The sequence below is a fragment of the Cryobacterium adonitolivorans genome (assembly GCF_004402695.1).
Taxonomy (GTDB): domain Bacteria; phylum Actinomycetota; class Actinomycetes; order Actinomycetales; family Microbacteriaceae; genus Cryobacterium; species Cryobacterium adonitolivorans.
Window position 1 is genome coordinate 15,769 of sequence record NZ_SOFL01000023.1, and the last position, 14,399, is coordinate 30,167.

Consider the following 14,399-nt stretch of genomic DNA (forward strand, 5'->3'; position numbering starts at 1 on the left):
CGTCCAGAGCGGTTAGCCTCTGGACTTTCCTCCGCTGATATTTATTGTGGTGCCGGTGATGTAAGACGCTCGCTCGGAGACCAGGTACACCACGAGATTGGCGATGTCACTCAGCTTTCCGGGCCGTCCCAGCGGGATGACTTTGGAGTAGTCGGTCGCGAGCTGCTCCGGCTGTACGCCACGGGTATACGCGAGGGCGTTGTTGTACACGGGAGAGGTCAGCCCCGTCGGCTCATTGATTCCGGGAGCGACGCCGACGACCCTGATGTTCTGCGCGCCGAGCTCCTTCGCCCACGACCTGGTGAATCCGTTGAGGGCGCTTTTCGTTGCCGAGTAGCAGCTCTGGCCGGTTGAACCCTCCATGCCAGCTTCGGAGGTGATGTTCACGATCGTACCGCCGCCGTTTTTCAGCAGGGCCTTCGTTGCGGCCTGGGTGGAGAGGAATGCGCCCTTCACGTTCACGCCGAACATGAGATCGAAATCCTGTTCATTGAGCTCGTAGTCAGGACGTTCTTCTTTGGCGTCGACGAGAAGGCGCGGCAAATTGATGCCGGCGTTGTTGATCAACGCATCAAGGTGTCCAAATTCCGTGACGACGGCCTGCACCATGTCGGAGACGCTGGTCGAGCTTGTGATGTCGCACTTCACATTGAAGATGCCCGTTTCCGGGTCGGTACCGGTTTCGACGTTGACGTCGCTCACCGCGACTTTCGCCCCCACACGGACGAGTTCACGACTGATGTTCTTGCCGATTCCCGATGCGCCGCCCGTGACGATTACTACTTTTCCTTCGAGGCCGAGCCATGTATCCGGCATTGCATCTCCTGTTGATCGCCGTGCGTGATTACCTTGTTGCTTCTTGGTTTTCACAGTACGGCTGGGGCTGCGACAAATTAATACAGCCTTTTTCCTGTCAACTGAAATGCTCTGTGGCAGCGCTCTGCGGGCGCACAAAACGTCAAGCGGGTCGTGCCGGCAGAGCCCGCACGACCCGCTTGCGCTGTCGTAACTCAGTTACGCAGGTCGAGGTACTTTGCGATCAGCGCCTTGGTCGACGAGTCCTGAGACTGCAAAGCGTCAGCGTCACCCTGAACCGCGGGAGTGATCTGGAGCGCGAGCTGCTTTCCGAGCTCGACGCCCCACTGGTCGAATGAGTCAATGCCCCAGATGGTGCCTTGAGTGAACACGATGTGCTCGTACAGTGCGATGAGCTGACCGACCACGCTCGGCGTGAGGGCCGGCGCGAGGATCGACGTTGTCGGACGGTTGCCTGGGAACGTCCGGGCCGGCACGACGGACTCATCGGTGCCTTCAGCTCGCACCTCGTCTTCAGTTTTCCCGAACGCGAGCGCCTTGGTCTGAGCGAAGAAGTTCGCCATGAACAGGGCGTGGACATCCTGACCCGGCTCGACAGCGGCGCCGTCGCCCGCCTCGTCTTTCAGGGCGTGGGCAGGATTTGCGACGGCAATGAAGTCTGCCGGAACCATCCGCGTGCCCTGGTGAAGGAGCTGGTAGAAGGCGTGCTGACCGTTGGTGCCCGGCTCACCCCAGAAGACCTCACCGGTGTCGGTCGTCGCCGGTGAGCCGTCCCAGCGCACGCTCTTCCCGTTCGATTCCATCGTCAGCTGCTGCAGGTAGGCCGGAAAGCGGTGCAGGTACTGGGCGTACGGCAGCACAGCGTGGCTCTGCGCCTTGAGGAAGTTGGAGTACCAGACGTTCAAGAGGCCCATCAGAACAGGCACGTTTTGCTCGAGGGGTGCTGTTCGCATGTGCTCGTCGATCGCGTGGAAGCCGGAGAGGACCTCGCGCCAATTGTCGGGGCCGATCGCGATGACCACGGAGGTGCCAATGGCGGAATCAATCGAGAAACGACCGCCAACCCAGTCCCAGAATCCGAAGGCGTTCTCGGGGTCGATACCGAAGGCCGCGACCTTGTCGAGAGCTGTCGAAACAGCGACGAAGTGCTTGGCCACGGCATCGGAGCGGGCGGTGTCCGTGTCGTTGATCGCGCCGGTGCCCAGGAGCTGGTTCCACAGCCACTCGCGTGCCAGGCGGGCGTTCGTGAGCGTCTCGAGGGTGCCGAAGGTCTTCGAGGCAACTATGAAAAGGGTGGTTTCAGGGTCCAGGCCCGCCGTCTTCTCGTAGACGTCGGTGGGGTCGATGTTTGATACGAAGCGGACCTCGAGACCGGCCTGCACGTACGGTTTCAGCGCTTCGTAGACCATGACGGGGCCGAGGTCGGACCCGCCGATCCCGATGTTGACGACAGTCTGAATGCGCTTGCCGGTCACGCCGGTCCACTGGCCGGACCGGACCTTGTCGGCGAACGCGTAAACCTTGTCGAGAGTGGCGTGAACATCGGCGTCAATGTCCTGACCGTCAACCACGAAGCCCTTCGGCGGCACGAGGCCCGCGCCGTCCTTCGGTCGGCGCAAAGCGGTGTGGAGGACCGCGCGGTCTTCGGTGACGTTGATGTGTTCGCCGGCGATCATGGCTTGGAACCGGCCCGGGACGTCGATGTCCCGCGCGACCTGCAGGAGCAGGGCCAGGATCTCGTCGGTCAGGAGGTTCTTCGACAGGTCGATCGTGAGGTCGGCTGCTTGAAAGGTGTATCGATCGGCTCGTCCAGCGTCGCTGGCGAACCAACCGCGAAGGTCAGGCGCAAAGCCGCCGGCGATGCTGGCGAGCTGCTTCCAAGCGTCGGTCGACGTGGGATCAACAGGGGCAGATGCGGTCATGGGTTCTCCTGGATGCCGATATATAAAGCTGAAGATTGCCCGCGTCTCCCGCAGCGCAGCGAGGCGGACCGCTCACAAGCCTATTGCGGTGCCGGCACCATCGGAACGCACCCGTGGCGGCCTGCACGGGCCGCGAGCGCATCTGCATCGTGGAACCGCTGGACCCCCTCGAAGACGATCCCGACGTGAGGAGCCCGTGAAAATCACCTTGCTGAGCTGGAGCGTCAGGGCATTGCGGTCATCTACGACTAATCGCGCCCGTATGCAATGGGTTGGCTAGCGGATCTGTGCCGCGTACGCTGGCAAAAAACAGGAGGCAGAGCAGTGATGGCGAATGATCCTTTCCTGATGGCATCGGATGCCCTGACAGATAGTGGAGCCCGGATCTCCGAGCTTGCTCGCCCATTCCTGCGGTTTCTGCCCGTCTCGGGTGCCTCGATCTCGACTTTCGGATCGTTTCTTGGCGCCGAAACGATTTCGGCCACGGACGCCCGCGCCGGTCGCGTGGATGAACTTCAATTCGACCTCGGTGAAGGTCCGTGCTGGGACGCATTGGTCAACCGGCGGCCTGTCCTCGAACCCGACCTTGCCTCGACGAGCCGCGTCTCCTGGCCGGCCTTCCTGGAGGCCATCCGTGAGGAGGAGATCGGGGCGATCTTCGCTTTTCCACTTCTCTTCGGCCCGCTCGAGATCGGGGCCGTGGACCTCTACTCCATAGCCCCGGTCTCCCTCACCCCCGAGCAGCAGGGTCAGGCCCTCGCTCTCTCAGCCATTGTCAGCCGGATTATCCTGCGCCACGCCATAAGCAGCACTGACAACCTCCCCGACGAGACGACGACGTTCTCACGGCGGCTCATCCACCAGGCGACGGGCATGGTCCTCGCCCAACTCGGAACGACCGCCGAGGACGCACACCTGGTCATCCAGGCGCGGGCGTTCGCCGAGAATCGCCCGATGCGAGAGATCGCTCAGGACGTCATCGAACGGCGGATCCGTTTCGCCGCGCTGACTGAGCCGGGGCCGATCCTATGAATGAGACGACCCGCCTCAAACTACTTTTTGATGCGTTTGCCACTTTCGCGGACACCCTCGTGGTCGGCTATGACATCCTCGACCTCTTGCAAACACTGGTGGAGACCTGCCACGATCTCCTCGATGTCGACTCCGCTGGGATTCTCCTGGCCAACGCCGCCGACAAGTTGGAGGTCGTCGCCTCCACCAGCGAGGCGAACACCCTCGTGGAGGTGATGCAAATCGACGCTGACGCGGGGCCCTGCCTGGAGTGCTTCCGTACCCGTGCCGTCGTGTCGCTGCCGGATATTGACGTCGGTTCCTCCCGCTGGGCGGCCTTCTGCGACACCGCCCGCGCTCAGGGCATCCACTCGGTTTATGCCATCCCCCTGCGACTCAGGGACACGACGATCGGCACGCTGAATCTCATGCGGAATGAGCGTGGGGAGCTCAACCAGCACGACATTAGGGCCGCACAGGCCCTCGCCGACGTTGCGACCATCGGCATCCTGCAGGAACGCACCATCCGCGATGCCTCGACACTTCGCGACCAGCTGCAAAAGGCCTTGTCGAGCCGGATCATCATCGAGCAGGCCAAGGGCGTCGTCGCTGAAACCGCCAATGTGTCGATCGAGGCGGCATTCGACCTCATTCGCCGGCACGCCCGTTCGCACCAGACCTCCCTAAGCCTGGTCGCCCAACGACTCGTCACCCGGGATCTCAGCCTCTGACCCTCTCGATAGGAGCTCTCCATGTCCGGTCGTATTCACATCGACCACTTCACCACGCTCGACGGCGTCGCCCAGGCTCCCGGCGGGCCCGATGAAGACACCGACGGTGGATTCGCGTTCGGCGGCTGGCAAGCTCCCCTGCTCGACAACACCGTCGGCGCCCAGGTCGACGCGGGGATCCAGGCCATGGACGCCCTGCTGCTGGGCCGGCGCACGTATGACATCTTCGCCGCGTACTGGCCGCACCAGCTCGACGGGCCCGTCGCCGATATCGCCCGCAAGTTCAACGCGATTCCCAAGTACGTCGCGTCGCGAGGCATGCCGGAACTCGGCTGGCGCGACTCGCACCTGCTCGGCGGCGATCTCGTCGAGGAACTGACCGCGCTGCGCGAACGGCACCGGGAGATCCACGTGATCGGCAGCATCGACTTCGCCCGCACCCTCGTCGCCTATGGTCTGTTCGACCAGCTGAACCTGTGGGTCTACCCGATCGTGGTCGGGGCAGGCAAGCGCCTGTTCCCCGACGACGGACCACCGGTCGCCCTGGAGCTGATTGCGGCCGGGGCTGTCTCGGAGAAGGGCGCGGTTCTGCTCCGATACGGATCGACGGGTTCGGTGCCGACGACGGGCGACATGACCCGTGAGGACAGCGCCACCTGATGCCGGCGGCAAACATGCGGCGAGCGCACGGTGACGTGCGCGGGCTACCCGCAGCAATCCAGGTCTACCGCGCGGGAGAACACTGAGGATTCGCCCTCCCAGGACCTTGGTCACTGTGCCCGGCGACCGGGCGGCATCACGCTTGGGAGAATGTTCCGTTCACGATCTGCGGCGAGCTTCGGCGCGCTAGTCCTCCTTGTCTCCCTCACAGCCTGCACCGGCGGAGGTGAGACGAACCCCGCACCGACTGCGGCGGAGAGCCCGCTCGGCCTGGGGTTGGACGCCGAGGCGATGCTCGCCGAGTACGACATCGTGGCGCCCACCGACGTGAAGGACCTCATCGAAGAACTCCAGTCGCAGCCGCTGGCAGAGCGCCCGGCCGGCTTGATGGCCTCCGTGCGGGTCGACGAGCTCCTCCTCTCCAGCGGGGACGACGAGGTGGGCGTCCCTATCCCGACCGACGACTTCCATCTGTCCGTCGCACCGTACCTGGACGACACTCACGACTGCTTTTACCACTCGCTGACGACGTGTGTCGGGGAACTCGCCGACGAGGAGCTGCAGGTGACGATCACCGACGACGCAAACAATGAGGTGCTCCTCGACGAGACCGTCACCACGTTCGAGAACGGTTTCTTCGACGTCTGGCTTCCGGCTGGCCGCGACCTGACCATGCGCATCGATGACGGCGAGAACACCGCCGAGGTGCCGGTCGGCACCGGCGCCGACGATCCCACCTGTGTCACCACGGTGCAACTGAGTTGACCTGCCGAGGGCGATCCGAGTTGCCCTCGCCGCTCTACGCGCACCAGACTGGAACCACCGGATCGCTATTGAGTTTTCCGCCTGTGGCTAAGGAGCTCACCATGACCGAACCGAACGACGCACGCGTCGGCCTGTACATCGACTTCGACAACATCGTCATCTCGCGCTATCAGCAGCTGCACGGCCGCAACGCCTTCCAGCGCGACGGCATCCGTAACTTCGACAAGACCAGCCGGGATGCCGACCCCGAGGTCGCCGCCCGGCTGGCCGCCGCGACGGTCGACTTCAATGCCATCATCGACTTCGCCGCATCCTTCGGCACCCTGGTCGTCAACCGCGCATACGCCGACTGGTCAGTTCCCGTGAACGCGAGCTACCAGCGCCAGCTGATGTCGCGCGCGGTTGACCTCACCCAGCTGTTCACCACCACCACCCGGGGAACGAAGAACGGCGCCGACATCCGCCTGGCCGTCGATGTGGTCGAAGACCTCTTCCGGCTGCCCGACCTCACCCACGTCATCATCATCGCCGGCGACTCCGACTACATCGCTCTCGCCCAGAAGTCGAAGCGGCTGGGCCGCTTCGTCGTCGGCATCGGCGTCGCCGGGTCCACCAGCACCTCGCTGGCGGCCGCGTGCGACGAGTTCGAGGACTACGACTCGCTGCCCGGAATCGTGAAGGTCACCGCGAGCGCGGATGCCGACACCGGCCGTTCCGACAAACCCAAGGGAGGCCGCCGTGCGGCCGAGCCCGTGGAAGTGGAAGCCGAACCAGCCCCGCCCGCCAGCACGACCCGCAAGCTCACGACGATCCCGATGTTCTCCCACACCGACGACTCCCCCTATGACGAGCCGGAAGCGGCCGAGGACATCGACCCACAGTCGCTCGCGACGGAGCTTCTCGTTCGTGCGCTGCAGATCGGTCACGCCAAGGGCGATGACGACGAATGGCTGAACACGGGCACGGTCAAGAACCAGATGCGCCGGATGGACCCGTCCTTCAACGAGAAGCCGCTGGGCTTTCGTTCCTTCACGGACTTCCTGTCCTCGCGCAGCGAACTGGCCGAACTGGCCGAGGATGGCTCCCAGCGTCTTATCCGGTTGCGCCCGGAGGCACAGGCCCGCGACTGAGTCGGTTCTCGGCAGGACCTTGTGCCCTGCAAGCGCTACCAGAACCGTGTAAATTCAACTGGTGTGTGAAATCTAACAGGAGAATCTCAGTCGGCTAACCCGGTTCGAACTGAGCTGTACCAAGCGGGAACCACGCGTTTGGCATCCACACCTTAAGGAGATTCAGGTGGCGTCCTCACCCGCTAAAGACATTATTGAGAGCATCGGAGGAGCCGGAAACGTCGTCGCGCTCACTCACTGTGCCACCCGGCTGCGCTTCACGCTGAAGGATGCATCGGGAATCGACCTGTCGACTGTGGAGGGAATCCCCGCGGTCCTGGGCGCTGTTCCTCAGTCCGGCGATCGCTTCCAGGTCGTCATCGGCGGCGCGGTCGAGACCGTGTACAACGAGATCCTGGCGTTGCCCGAGATGAAGACGATCGGCACCGGCGAAAGCGCCGACGACATCAAGGCCGCCGAGCGCGCCAAGGGCCCCCGCGGCAAGTTCGCCGGGCTCGACACCTTCTTCGAGGTCCTCTCCGACTCCTTCCGCCCGATCCTGGGCGCACTGCTGGGCGCGTCGCTGTTCATCACCTTCATGGCACTGATGGCCACGCTCGGCGTCATCCCCGCCTGGAACGCTCCGGGCGTAACTCTCGAACCTGGCTGGGCCTTCATCAACCTGATGTGGCAGGGCGTGTTCGTCTTCCTGCCGCTCATGGTCGCCTACAACGCCTCCAAGCGCCTCGGCGCCGACCCGTGGGTCGGCTTCGGCATCATGGCCGTCGTCATGCTGCCGGGCTTCTCGGCCCTGGCCGCCTCCGACGGTGCCCAGACCGTCTTCGACGGCAAGGCAGCCATCGTGTCGATCTTCGGCCTGCCGCTGACCGTCACCGACTACAGCTCGCAGGTCTTCCCGCCGCTGCTGATGGCGGTCGTGCTCGGCCTGCTCACCAAGGGCCTGAAGAAGATCATCCCGGCCAGCGTCCAGCTGATCTTCGTACCGTTCCTGAGCATGCTCGTCATGATCCCCGTCACGGCCTTCCTCATCGGCCCGATCGGCGTCTTCGGCGGAGCAGCCATCGGCGAGTTCCTCAAGTCCATCAACGACTTCTCACCGCTCATCTTCGCGATCGTCATCCCGCTGGCCTACCCGTTCATGGTTCCGCTGGGCCTGCACTGGCCGCTGAACGCCGTCATGCTGCTGAACATCCAGTCCCTCGGCTATGACTTCATCCAGGGCCCGATGGGCGCCTGGAACTTCGCCTGCTTCGGTGCCACCGCCGGTGTGCTCTTCCTCGCCATCCGCGCCAAGAACAGCCAGATGAAGCAGACCGCGACGGGTGCTCTTGCCGCCGGCCTGCTCGGTGGTATCTCCGAACCGTCGCTGTACGGCATCCACCTGCGGTTCAAGCGCATCTACCCGCGCATGCTCGTCGGTTGCCTCGTCGGTGGTGTCATCATCGGCCTCGGCGGTGGCGTCACGACCAACGCGTTCGTGTTCACCTCGCTGCTGACCATCCCCGCGTTCAACAACATCCCGCTGTACGCAACCGCCGTTGCCGCGTCGTTCTTCACCGCGATGATCCTCGTGATCCTCTCCGGCTACCTCTCGCCGGAGCAGAAGGCCGAAGCGGCCGCTCAGCTCGCCGCCGACACCGCCATGGAAGACGCCAAGCACGCTCATGTCGCTCCCGTAGCGGCTCCCGTTGCCGTCGCGTCCAGCACGGCTACCGCCACGGCACCCGCCGGCGGCGGCACGGCGACCTTGGTCGCCACCGTCCTCGCCACGATCGGTTCGCCGGTCGCGGGCATCGTTGTGCCGCTCGTCGATGTTCCCGACCCGGTGTTCAGCAAGGGCATCGTCGGCCTCGGCGTCGGCGTCGACCCGACCGAGGACACCGTCTACGCACCTGCCGCTGGCAAGGTCCTGGTCGCTCAGCCGACCGGGCACGCCTTCGGACTGATGCTGGACGGCGGCATTGAAATGCTCATTCACGTGGGCATCGACACCGTCAACCTCGCCGGCAAGGGCTTCGACGTCAAAGTTAAGGCCGGCGACAGGGTTGAGGCGGGTACACCGCTGGTGACCTTCGACCGCGCCGTGATCGAGGAAGCCGGCTACTCGCTGGTCACCCCGGTGCTCGTGACCAACCCGAAGAAGTTCGGCTCGATCGACCAGGCCGCCACCGGCCAGGTGGGCGTCGGTAGCCCGCTTCTCACGGTGACCGCCAAGTAACACCCCGCACACAACAAAGGTGGGCAGAGAATTCTCTGCCCACCTTTGTCGTACCCGCCGGGCGCCTGGTCACGGTCGCCCGTGGAATACCCGGGACCTGACGACAGTTGTTACCGGAAGCGCCGGTGCAGGCGCCGACATCCTCGACAGCTTCGGCAAGGAGACCCAGATGAGCACCATTGACGTGACCGACACCACTTTCGCCGAGACCCTGGCGGCCAACGACATCGTTCTGGTGGACTTCTGGGCCGACTGGTGCGGCCCGTGCAAGCAGTTCGCGCCGACCTATGCGGCGTCCTCCGAGAAGCACCAGGATGTGGTGTTCGCAAAGGTCGACACCGAAGCCCAGCAGCAGCTCTCCGCGGCCGCCGGCATCCAGTCGATCCCCACGCTGATGGCCTTCCGCGAGGGCGTGCTGGTGTTCTCCCAGCCCGGGGCGCTGCCGCCGGCGGCCCTCGAACAGGTCGTCACCGCGGTCAAGGCCCTGGACATGGCCGACGTGCACAGCCAGGTTGCCGCCCAGAAGGCCGCCCAGCACGGCTGATTCGCCCCGCCATCACCGCCCGGTCGCGGCGGTGTATTCCTCGTCGGAGCTCTAGTGATGGTCGAACCAGCCGCCGCCGCGTAACACCCGATAGGTGCCGTAGCGCTCGGGGTCGGCGAAGTTCCAGCACCACTTCGGCCGGATTGCCACGGTCGGGCTATTCTGTGCGCATGTTTGGTTTGACGTTCGAGAAGCTTCTGCTGATCGGGCTTGTCGCGGTGTTCTTGGTGGGCCCGGACAAACTCCCGCGCTATGCACTCATGCTGGGTCGCTTAGTGCGACGGTTGCGGGCATTGGCCTCAGGGGCGACCGACCGGATGCGGGACGAGATGGGTCCAGAATTTGATGACGTGGATTGGAAAAAATACGACCCGCGCAGGTACGACCCACGTCGGATTATCCGCGACGCTCTCGTGAACATTGACGAGCCCGCTCCGCGCGATACGAGCCCGACGCAGGGTTCGAGCCTCGATTTGCCTTCCCCACCAGCGGTCGGGGAGCAAAACGATCCACCGATATCCCGGACCCTGCCGCCCAGGTCACGGTCGTTTGGATCAGACTCCTCTGAAGGGGATTCCGAAAGTTGAACGATGCGCTCAGACCTATTGGGTGAGTTTTGTCTCTAGGTCTCGGGCACGTTTGGCGACCCTTCGGTCGTGGAGGTAGGCGATGCCGTAGGCGGTGAAGTAGAGCATGACCATGGGGATGGCCAGGAGGAACATGGAAATGACGTCGGCGGCCGGGGTTGCGATCGCGGTGAACAGCACAATTGTCAGGGTTGCGATTCTCCAGGATTTGATGATGGAACGGGCGCTGATCACGCCGGCGAAGTTGAGGAGAACGATGAATACCGGGAGAACGAAAGCTACGCCGATGGCGAGTACGAGTTTGAGAACGAAGTCGAAGTAGTTTTGAGCGTTGATGAAGGCAGCGTCCTGGGAGGGCGCGAACCCTGTCATAAGTTCCACGACGTGGGGAAGGACGTACCAGCCGGCCGTGCAGCCAGCCGCGAACAAGGGAATGGCCGAGAAGACGAAACCGACGGTGTAACGCTTCTCTTTGCGAGTGAGACCGGGCATCAAGAAGGCGAAGATCTGGTACAGCCAAACCGGGCTGGACACGATCAAACCCACGTAGAGAGAGATTCTGAGCTTCAGGTCAAATGCTGAGGTAATGTCGGGATAGTTGATACGGGCATTTCGCTGTTGAGCGTGCACGATTGCGTAAATTGGTTCCCTCAGCGCGTCCCACACCAATCCAGACAGGAACCAGCCGGCGATCGCACCCAGCAGGATCCCCGCTGCAGCTAGGAACAGGCGTTTACGCAGTTCCAGAAGATGTTGGCTCAGCGTCAACTGCCCAGTCGGATTGCGCCGGGAGCGGGCGCCCAGGAACATGATGGTTACGGCGTCGTGGACGGCCTAGCCGGGCCCGGCTGCTCGGTTGTCTCCACCCGGGGCTCCTGCCTGACGGCGGTTAGGGTGGGCTTGTCGTCCTCTGGCTCAACTCTGGTTTCGCTCTTGAGGATCTTCATGGATTGGCCCACGCTCCGTGCGAGGGCGGGCAATTTGGGTGCACCAAAAAGCAGCAAAAGTATCGCGAGGATGATCAGAAAATGCCATCCAGTCAGATTGCCAAGCATGCCAAGGCCTCCTCAGTCGAGAATTTCTCATTACCATACACCTTGAGTCGGTGGCTCATCGGAGGCGGTGCACCCGTCCCCACGGATACACGCACAACCAAGAATTTTCATAAATGAGCGGTCCTCATCTATATTTTGCAATGGAAACCGGCTAATCTCTTGTCCGTTAGGGCATCGAGGCTCTAATGCGAGGACGGTTGCACCGAGGCGACACTGGGTGCGGAAGGGGCCCCGCCCACGCCATTGATACGCAATGGCAGGAGAATGTTTATGTTTGATCCACGATTTATCACCAATGCGATCGGCAGAAGCGCCGAATCCCCCTTGGATCGGCGGCGGTTCTTCCAGGCCGCCGGCGTCGCGGGCTTCGGTGTCGGTTCGGCGGTGCTCCTCGCCGGTCAACCCGCCCTCGCGTCCGAGGACCACCATGACGAAGGCCACGACCACGGCGTGCCCAGCGACTCGGCCGTTCTCAACTTCGCCCTGAATCTCGAATACCTCGAGGCCGAGTTCTATCTGCACGCGGTGACGGGCGACGGACTACCGGATGACATGACGACGGGCAAGGGAACTCGCGGCGACGTCTCCGGCGGGCGCGCCGTGTCCTTCGACTCTCCGCTGATCCGCAAGTATGCCGAAGAGATCGCCGCCGATGAAAAGGCGCACGTGGCATTCTTGCGCAGCGCCCTGGGAGGCGCGGCCGTCTCCCGGCCGCAGTTGAGCCTGGACGCCAGTTTCACCGCGGCGGCCCGCGCCGCAGGCCTCATCGGCCCGACGGAAGAGTTCGACGCGTACGCGAACGAGGTGAATTTCCTGTTCGGCGCCTTCATCTTCGAGGATGTCGGCGTGACCGCCTACAAGGGTGCCGCCCCGCTGATCAGCAACAAGACCTACCTCGAAGCGGCGGCCGGTCTCCTTGCGGTGGAGGCGTACCACGCCGGGGTGATCCGTACGACCCTCTATGCCCTCGGGGTCGACACGCCGTCGATCTACCCCAGTGTGCAGATGATCTCGGACGCCCGCGACAGCCTCGACGGGTCCACCGATCTCGACCAGGGTATCGGCACCGCCGACATGGCCAACCTCGTGCCGACGGATGAGAACGGGCTGGCCTTCAGCCGCACCACGGGCCAGGTCCTCAATATTGCGTACCTCAACTCCGACGAAGTTACCTCCGGCGGGTTCTTCCCGGCGGGCGTGAATGGCGAGATCCGCACGAGCGCACACAGCCACTAAGGCGCGCATCAGGTCCGGTGTGACGCCTGACCAAAGCCGTGAGAACGCGCCCCCTCCATCGCTGGAGGAGGCGCGTTTCGCGGCATGACTGGCGACGCGTTCCCGTGACCGGCGCCACCGGGTACGTAACGTCGCAGACGCTCTCCTGGAACTGATCACCGCTCTGGGAGTCAGCCACGTCGGCGGCATTACGTGGCCCTGATCGCACGGCATCCCGTCACGACACGCCCTCGACGGGCAGCCGTTCGCCAGCGACATCGGCGCTCCGGCTGCGGCGGGTGCGCGGTCATACCTGCACGGTACCGCCGCGCAGTGCTGGGCCCCGCGGTGTTACGGGGCGACCGCGACCAGGACCAGGGCGCGCAGGGTGGGCTGCTCCGACCAGGTTCCGGCGAGCACCTCGTGAGCCGAGTCCGGAGCTTGGTTTGCCAGCACGTCGTCGCCGCCGAGCACCCGTGCCACGACGATCCGCAGCGAGCCCGCCGTCACGACGGTTGCGCCCGGCTCCTGGCGGATGCTGATCTCGGCGACCGCGGGCGGTGTCACGACGGCGCCGCCCGGCGTGCCGCTGCCGGCGACAACGGCGGTGGGCTCGCGCACCACCATCTGCCCGTCGATCTCGATGTTCAGCTCGGCCTGGTGGCCGCCGTTGAGCGCGGCGTTCGCGACGGCGGCGAGGTAGGCCGGATCGCCGGTGGCGTCGTAGACCCACCGCTCTCCCAGCACCGAGTGCTGGGTGGTGCCGATCAGCGCGGCCTCAGCGCCGGCCAGCGGGGCGTCGCGGTAGGTGACGGGCACCTGAAGCACCGGGCCGGTACCGGCCGTGACGAGGATCGTCTCGATACCCACCTGTCCCTCCGGGTCGTCGAACCTGTAGGCGGCGAGGTTCGTCACGCTCACGCCGGCCTCGCCGACGAACCAGGGCTGGGCGGGCGCCCAGCTGCTGAGCAAGTCGATTTTCGTCGGGGTGATGTCAGCTTGGTGAAGGAGAGCCATGACACCGATCCTACGGCGGCCGGATGATCAATCGGCGCCTTTCAGGGCGGACTGCACGGCGACCACGCCCGCACCCCATTGGTCGTCAAAGAACCGCTGGACCGAACCGTCGTCGTAGATGACCGAGACCCAGAGGTAGCCGTTTTGGGTCCAGTTGGAGAGGATCGGTGCCTCGGACCAGTCCGAGAATGTCGCCGGGCTGTATTCGGCGGTGTTCAGCTCATCCTGCAGGCGCAGCAGGGTGCTATCATCGCCCGGGCCGGGGTTGACCTCGTCGAGCCGGGGGTCGATTGTGACGAGTGGGTCGAAGAGCGACAGCGGGATCGGCGGCTGGGTCACTGTGAACGCGGCGGCGTCCCAGATCCCGGTGATGGCGTAGCTCCCCCAGGTGACCCCGGATGCGCTCTCGGCCTGGTCAACCGTCGCCCAGTCCCAGCCGAGGATCGGTGGACCGTAGCACTGCGGCGGGAGCGACTGAGCGATTGCGCCCAGGCAGAGTTGAGGTTTCTCGCCGTCTTTCTGCAGCACCGTGGCCTGGGCGAGGACCTCGCCGGCGGCGGCGGGGCGGGGAAACTGCCCCGGGGAGGCCGCAGAGCCGGCTTCCCGCACGTCGCTGCCGGCGCATCCGCCCAGGGCGAGCAGGCCGACGCTGACGCAGGTGAGCAGGAGGAGCCCCGAGATTCTCATGACCGAAGTGTGACAGGCGGGCGCGGCCGGCAGCAATCATT

Annotated in this window: 15 protein-coding genes; 9 read left to right on the forward strand and 6 right to left on the reverse strand. The window is 64.3% G+C overall.

Features of this window, described 5'->3' with window-relative positions:
* Positions 1-12 precede the first annotated feature (12 nt).
* The gene (locus E3O42_RS06795) at positions 13-870 is read right to left on the reverse strand and encodes a sorbitol-6-phosphate dehydrogenase subunit (RefSeq protein WP_198414083.1); all 858 of its coding nucleotides are present in this window, start codon (positions 868-870) and stop codon (positions 13-15) included.
* Positions 871-1,010: 140 nt separating this feature from the next.
* On the reverse strand, positions 1,011-2,738 hold the full coding sequence (gene pgi, locus E3O42_RS06800; RefSeq protein ID WP_134453221.1) for a glucose-6-phosphate isomerase: 1,728 nt from the start codon (positions 2,736-2,738) through the stop codon (positions 1,011-1,013).
* A gap of 504 nt (positions 2,739-3,242) precedes the next feature.
* On the opposite strand from pgi, the gene E3O42_RS06805 reads away from it, so the two are divergent.
* The 8 genes from E3O42_RS06805 to E3O42_RS18935 all read left to right on the forward strand — a co-directional run bounded on the left by E3O42_RS06805 (position 3,243) and on the right by E3O42_RS18935 (position 10,384).
* On the forward strand, positions 3,243-3,770 hold the full coding sequence (locus tag E3O42_RS06805; protein ID WP_166787916.1) for a GAF and ANTAR domain-containing protein: 528 nt from the start codon (positions 3,243-3,245) through the stop codon (positions 3,768-3,770).
* A complete protein-coding gene (locus tag E3O42_RS06810; protein ID WP_134453223.1) occupies positions 3,767-4,480 on the forward strand; it encodes a GAF and ANTAR domain-containing protein in 714 nt (237 codons plus the stop codon). The genes E3O42_RS06805 and E3O42_RS06810 overlap by 4 nt, the downstream gene beginning before the upstream one ends.
* Before the next feature lie 21 nt (positions 4,481-4,501).
* Positions 4,502-5,140: a dihydrofolate reductase family protein gene (locus E3O42_RS06815; RefSeq protein WP_134453224.1), complete on the forward strand. Its 639-nt coding sequence runs from the start codon at positions 4,502-4,504 to the stop codon at positions 5,138-5,140.
* Between the two features lie 150 nt (positions 5,141-5,290).
* The gene (locus E3O42_RS06820; RefSeq protein WP_134453225.1) at positions 5,291-5,905 is read left to right on the forward strand and encodes a CueP family metal-binding protein; all 615 of its coding nucleotides are present in this window, start codon (positions 5,291-5,293) and stop codon (positions 5,903-5,905) included.
* 101 nt (positions 5,906-6,006) lie between these two features.
* Positions 6,007-7,035, forward strand: coding sequence for an NYN domain-containing protein (locus E3O42_RS06825; RefSeq protein WP_134453226.1), 1,029 nt, complete (start codon positions 6,007-6,009; stop codon positions 7,033-7,035).
* A 166-nt stretch (positions 7,036-7,201) separates the two neighbouring features.
* On the forward strand, positions 7,202-9,253 hold the full coding sequence (locus E3O42_RS06830; RefSeq protein WP_134453227.1) for a glucose PTS transporter subunit IIA: 2,052 nt from the start codon (positions 7,202-7,204) through the stop codon (positions 9,251-9,253).
* A gap of 169 nt (positions 9,254-9,422) precedes the next feature.
* Positions 9,423-9,797 (forward strand): thioredoxin, encoded by a 375-nt coding sequence (trxA, locus tag E3O42_RS06835; protein ID WP_134453228.1) that lies wholly within the window; start codon positions 9,423-9,425, stop codon positions 9,795-9,797.
* Between the two features lie 170 nt (positions 9,798-9,967).
* Positions 9,968-10,384, forward strand: a complete 417-nt coding sequence (locus E3O42_RS18935; protein ID WP_420897868.1) for a twin-arginine translocase TatA/TatE family subunit — start codon at positions 9,968-9,970, stop codon at positions 10,382-10,384.
* 15 nt (positions 10,385-10,399) lie between these two features.
* On the opposite strand, the gene tatC is transcribed toward E3O42_RS18935, so the two are convergent.
* Together tatC and E3O42_RS06855 are read right to left on the reverse strand one after the other, a co-directional pair.
* On the reverse strand, positions 10,400-11,152 hold the full coding sequence (gene tatC, locus E3O42_RS06850; protein WP_134453312.1) for a twin-arginine translocase subunit TatC: 753 nt from the start codon (positions 11,150-11,152) through the stop codon (positions 10,400-10,402).
* 47 nt (positions 11,153-11,199) lie between these two features.
* Positions 11,200-11,439: a twin-arginine translocase TatA/TatE family subunit gene (locus tag E3O42_RS06855; protein ID WP_134453229.1), complete on the reverse strand. Its 240-nt coding sequence runs from the start codon at positions 11,437-11,439 to the stop codon at positions 11,200-11,202.
* A gap of 270 nt (positions 11,440-11,709) precedes the next feature.
* On the opposite strand from E3O42_RS06855, the gene E3O42_RS06860 reads away from it, so the two are divergent.
* The gene (locus tag E3O42_RS06860) at positions 11,710-12,675 is read left to right on the forward strand and encodes a ferritin-like domain-containing protein (protein ID WP_134453230.1); all 966 of its coding nucleotides are present in this window, start codon (positions 11,710-11,712) and stop codon (positions 12,673-12,675) included.
* 330 nt (positions 12,676-13,005) lie between these two features.
* On the opposite strand, the gene E3O42_RS17945 is transcribed toward E3O42_RS06860, so the two are convergent.
* Both E3O42_RS17945 and E3O42_RS06870 read right to left on the reverse strand, forming a co-directional pair.
* On the reverse strand, positions 13,006-13,671 hold the full coding sequence (locus E3O42_RS17945) for a CG0192-related protein (RefSeq protein WP_166787917.1): 666 nt from the start codon (positions 13,669-13,671) through the stop codon (positions 13,006-13,008).
* Between the two features lie 27 nt (positions 13,672-13,698).
* Positions 13,699-14,358: a hypothetical protein gene (locus tag E3O42_RS06870; protein ID WP_134453231.1), complete on the reverse strand. Its 660-nt coding sequence runs from the start codon at positions 14,356-14,358 to the stop codon at positions 13,699-13,701.
* Positions 14,359-14,399: the final 41 nt, after the last annotated feature.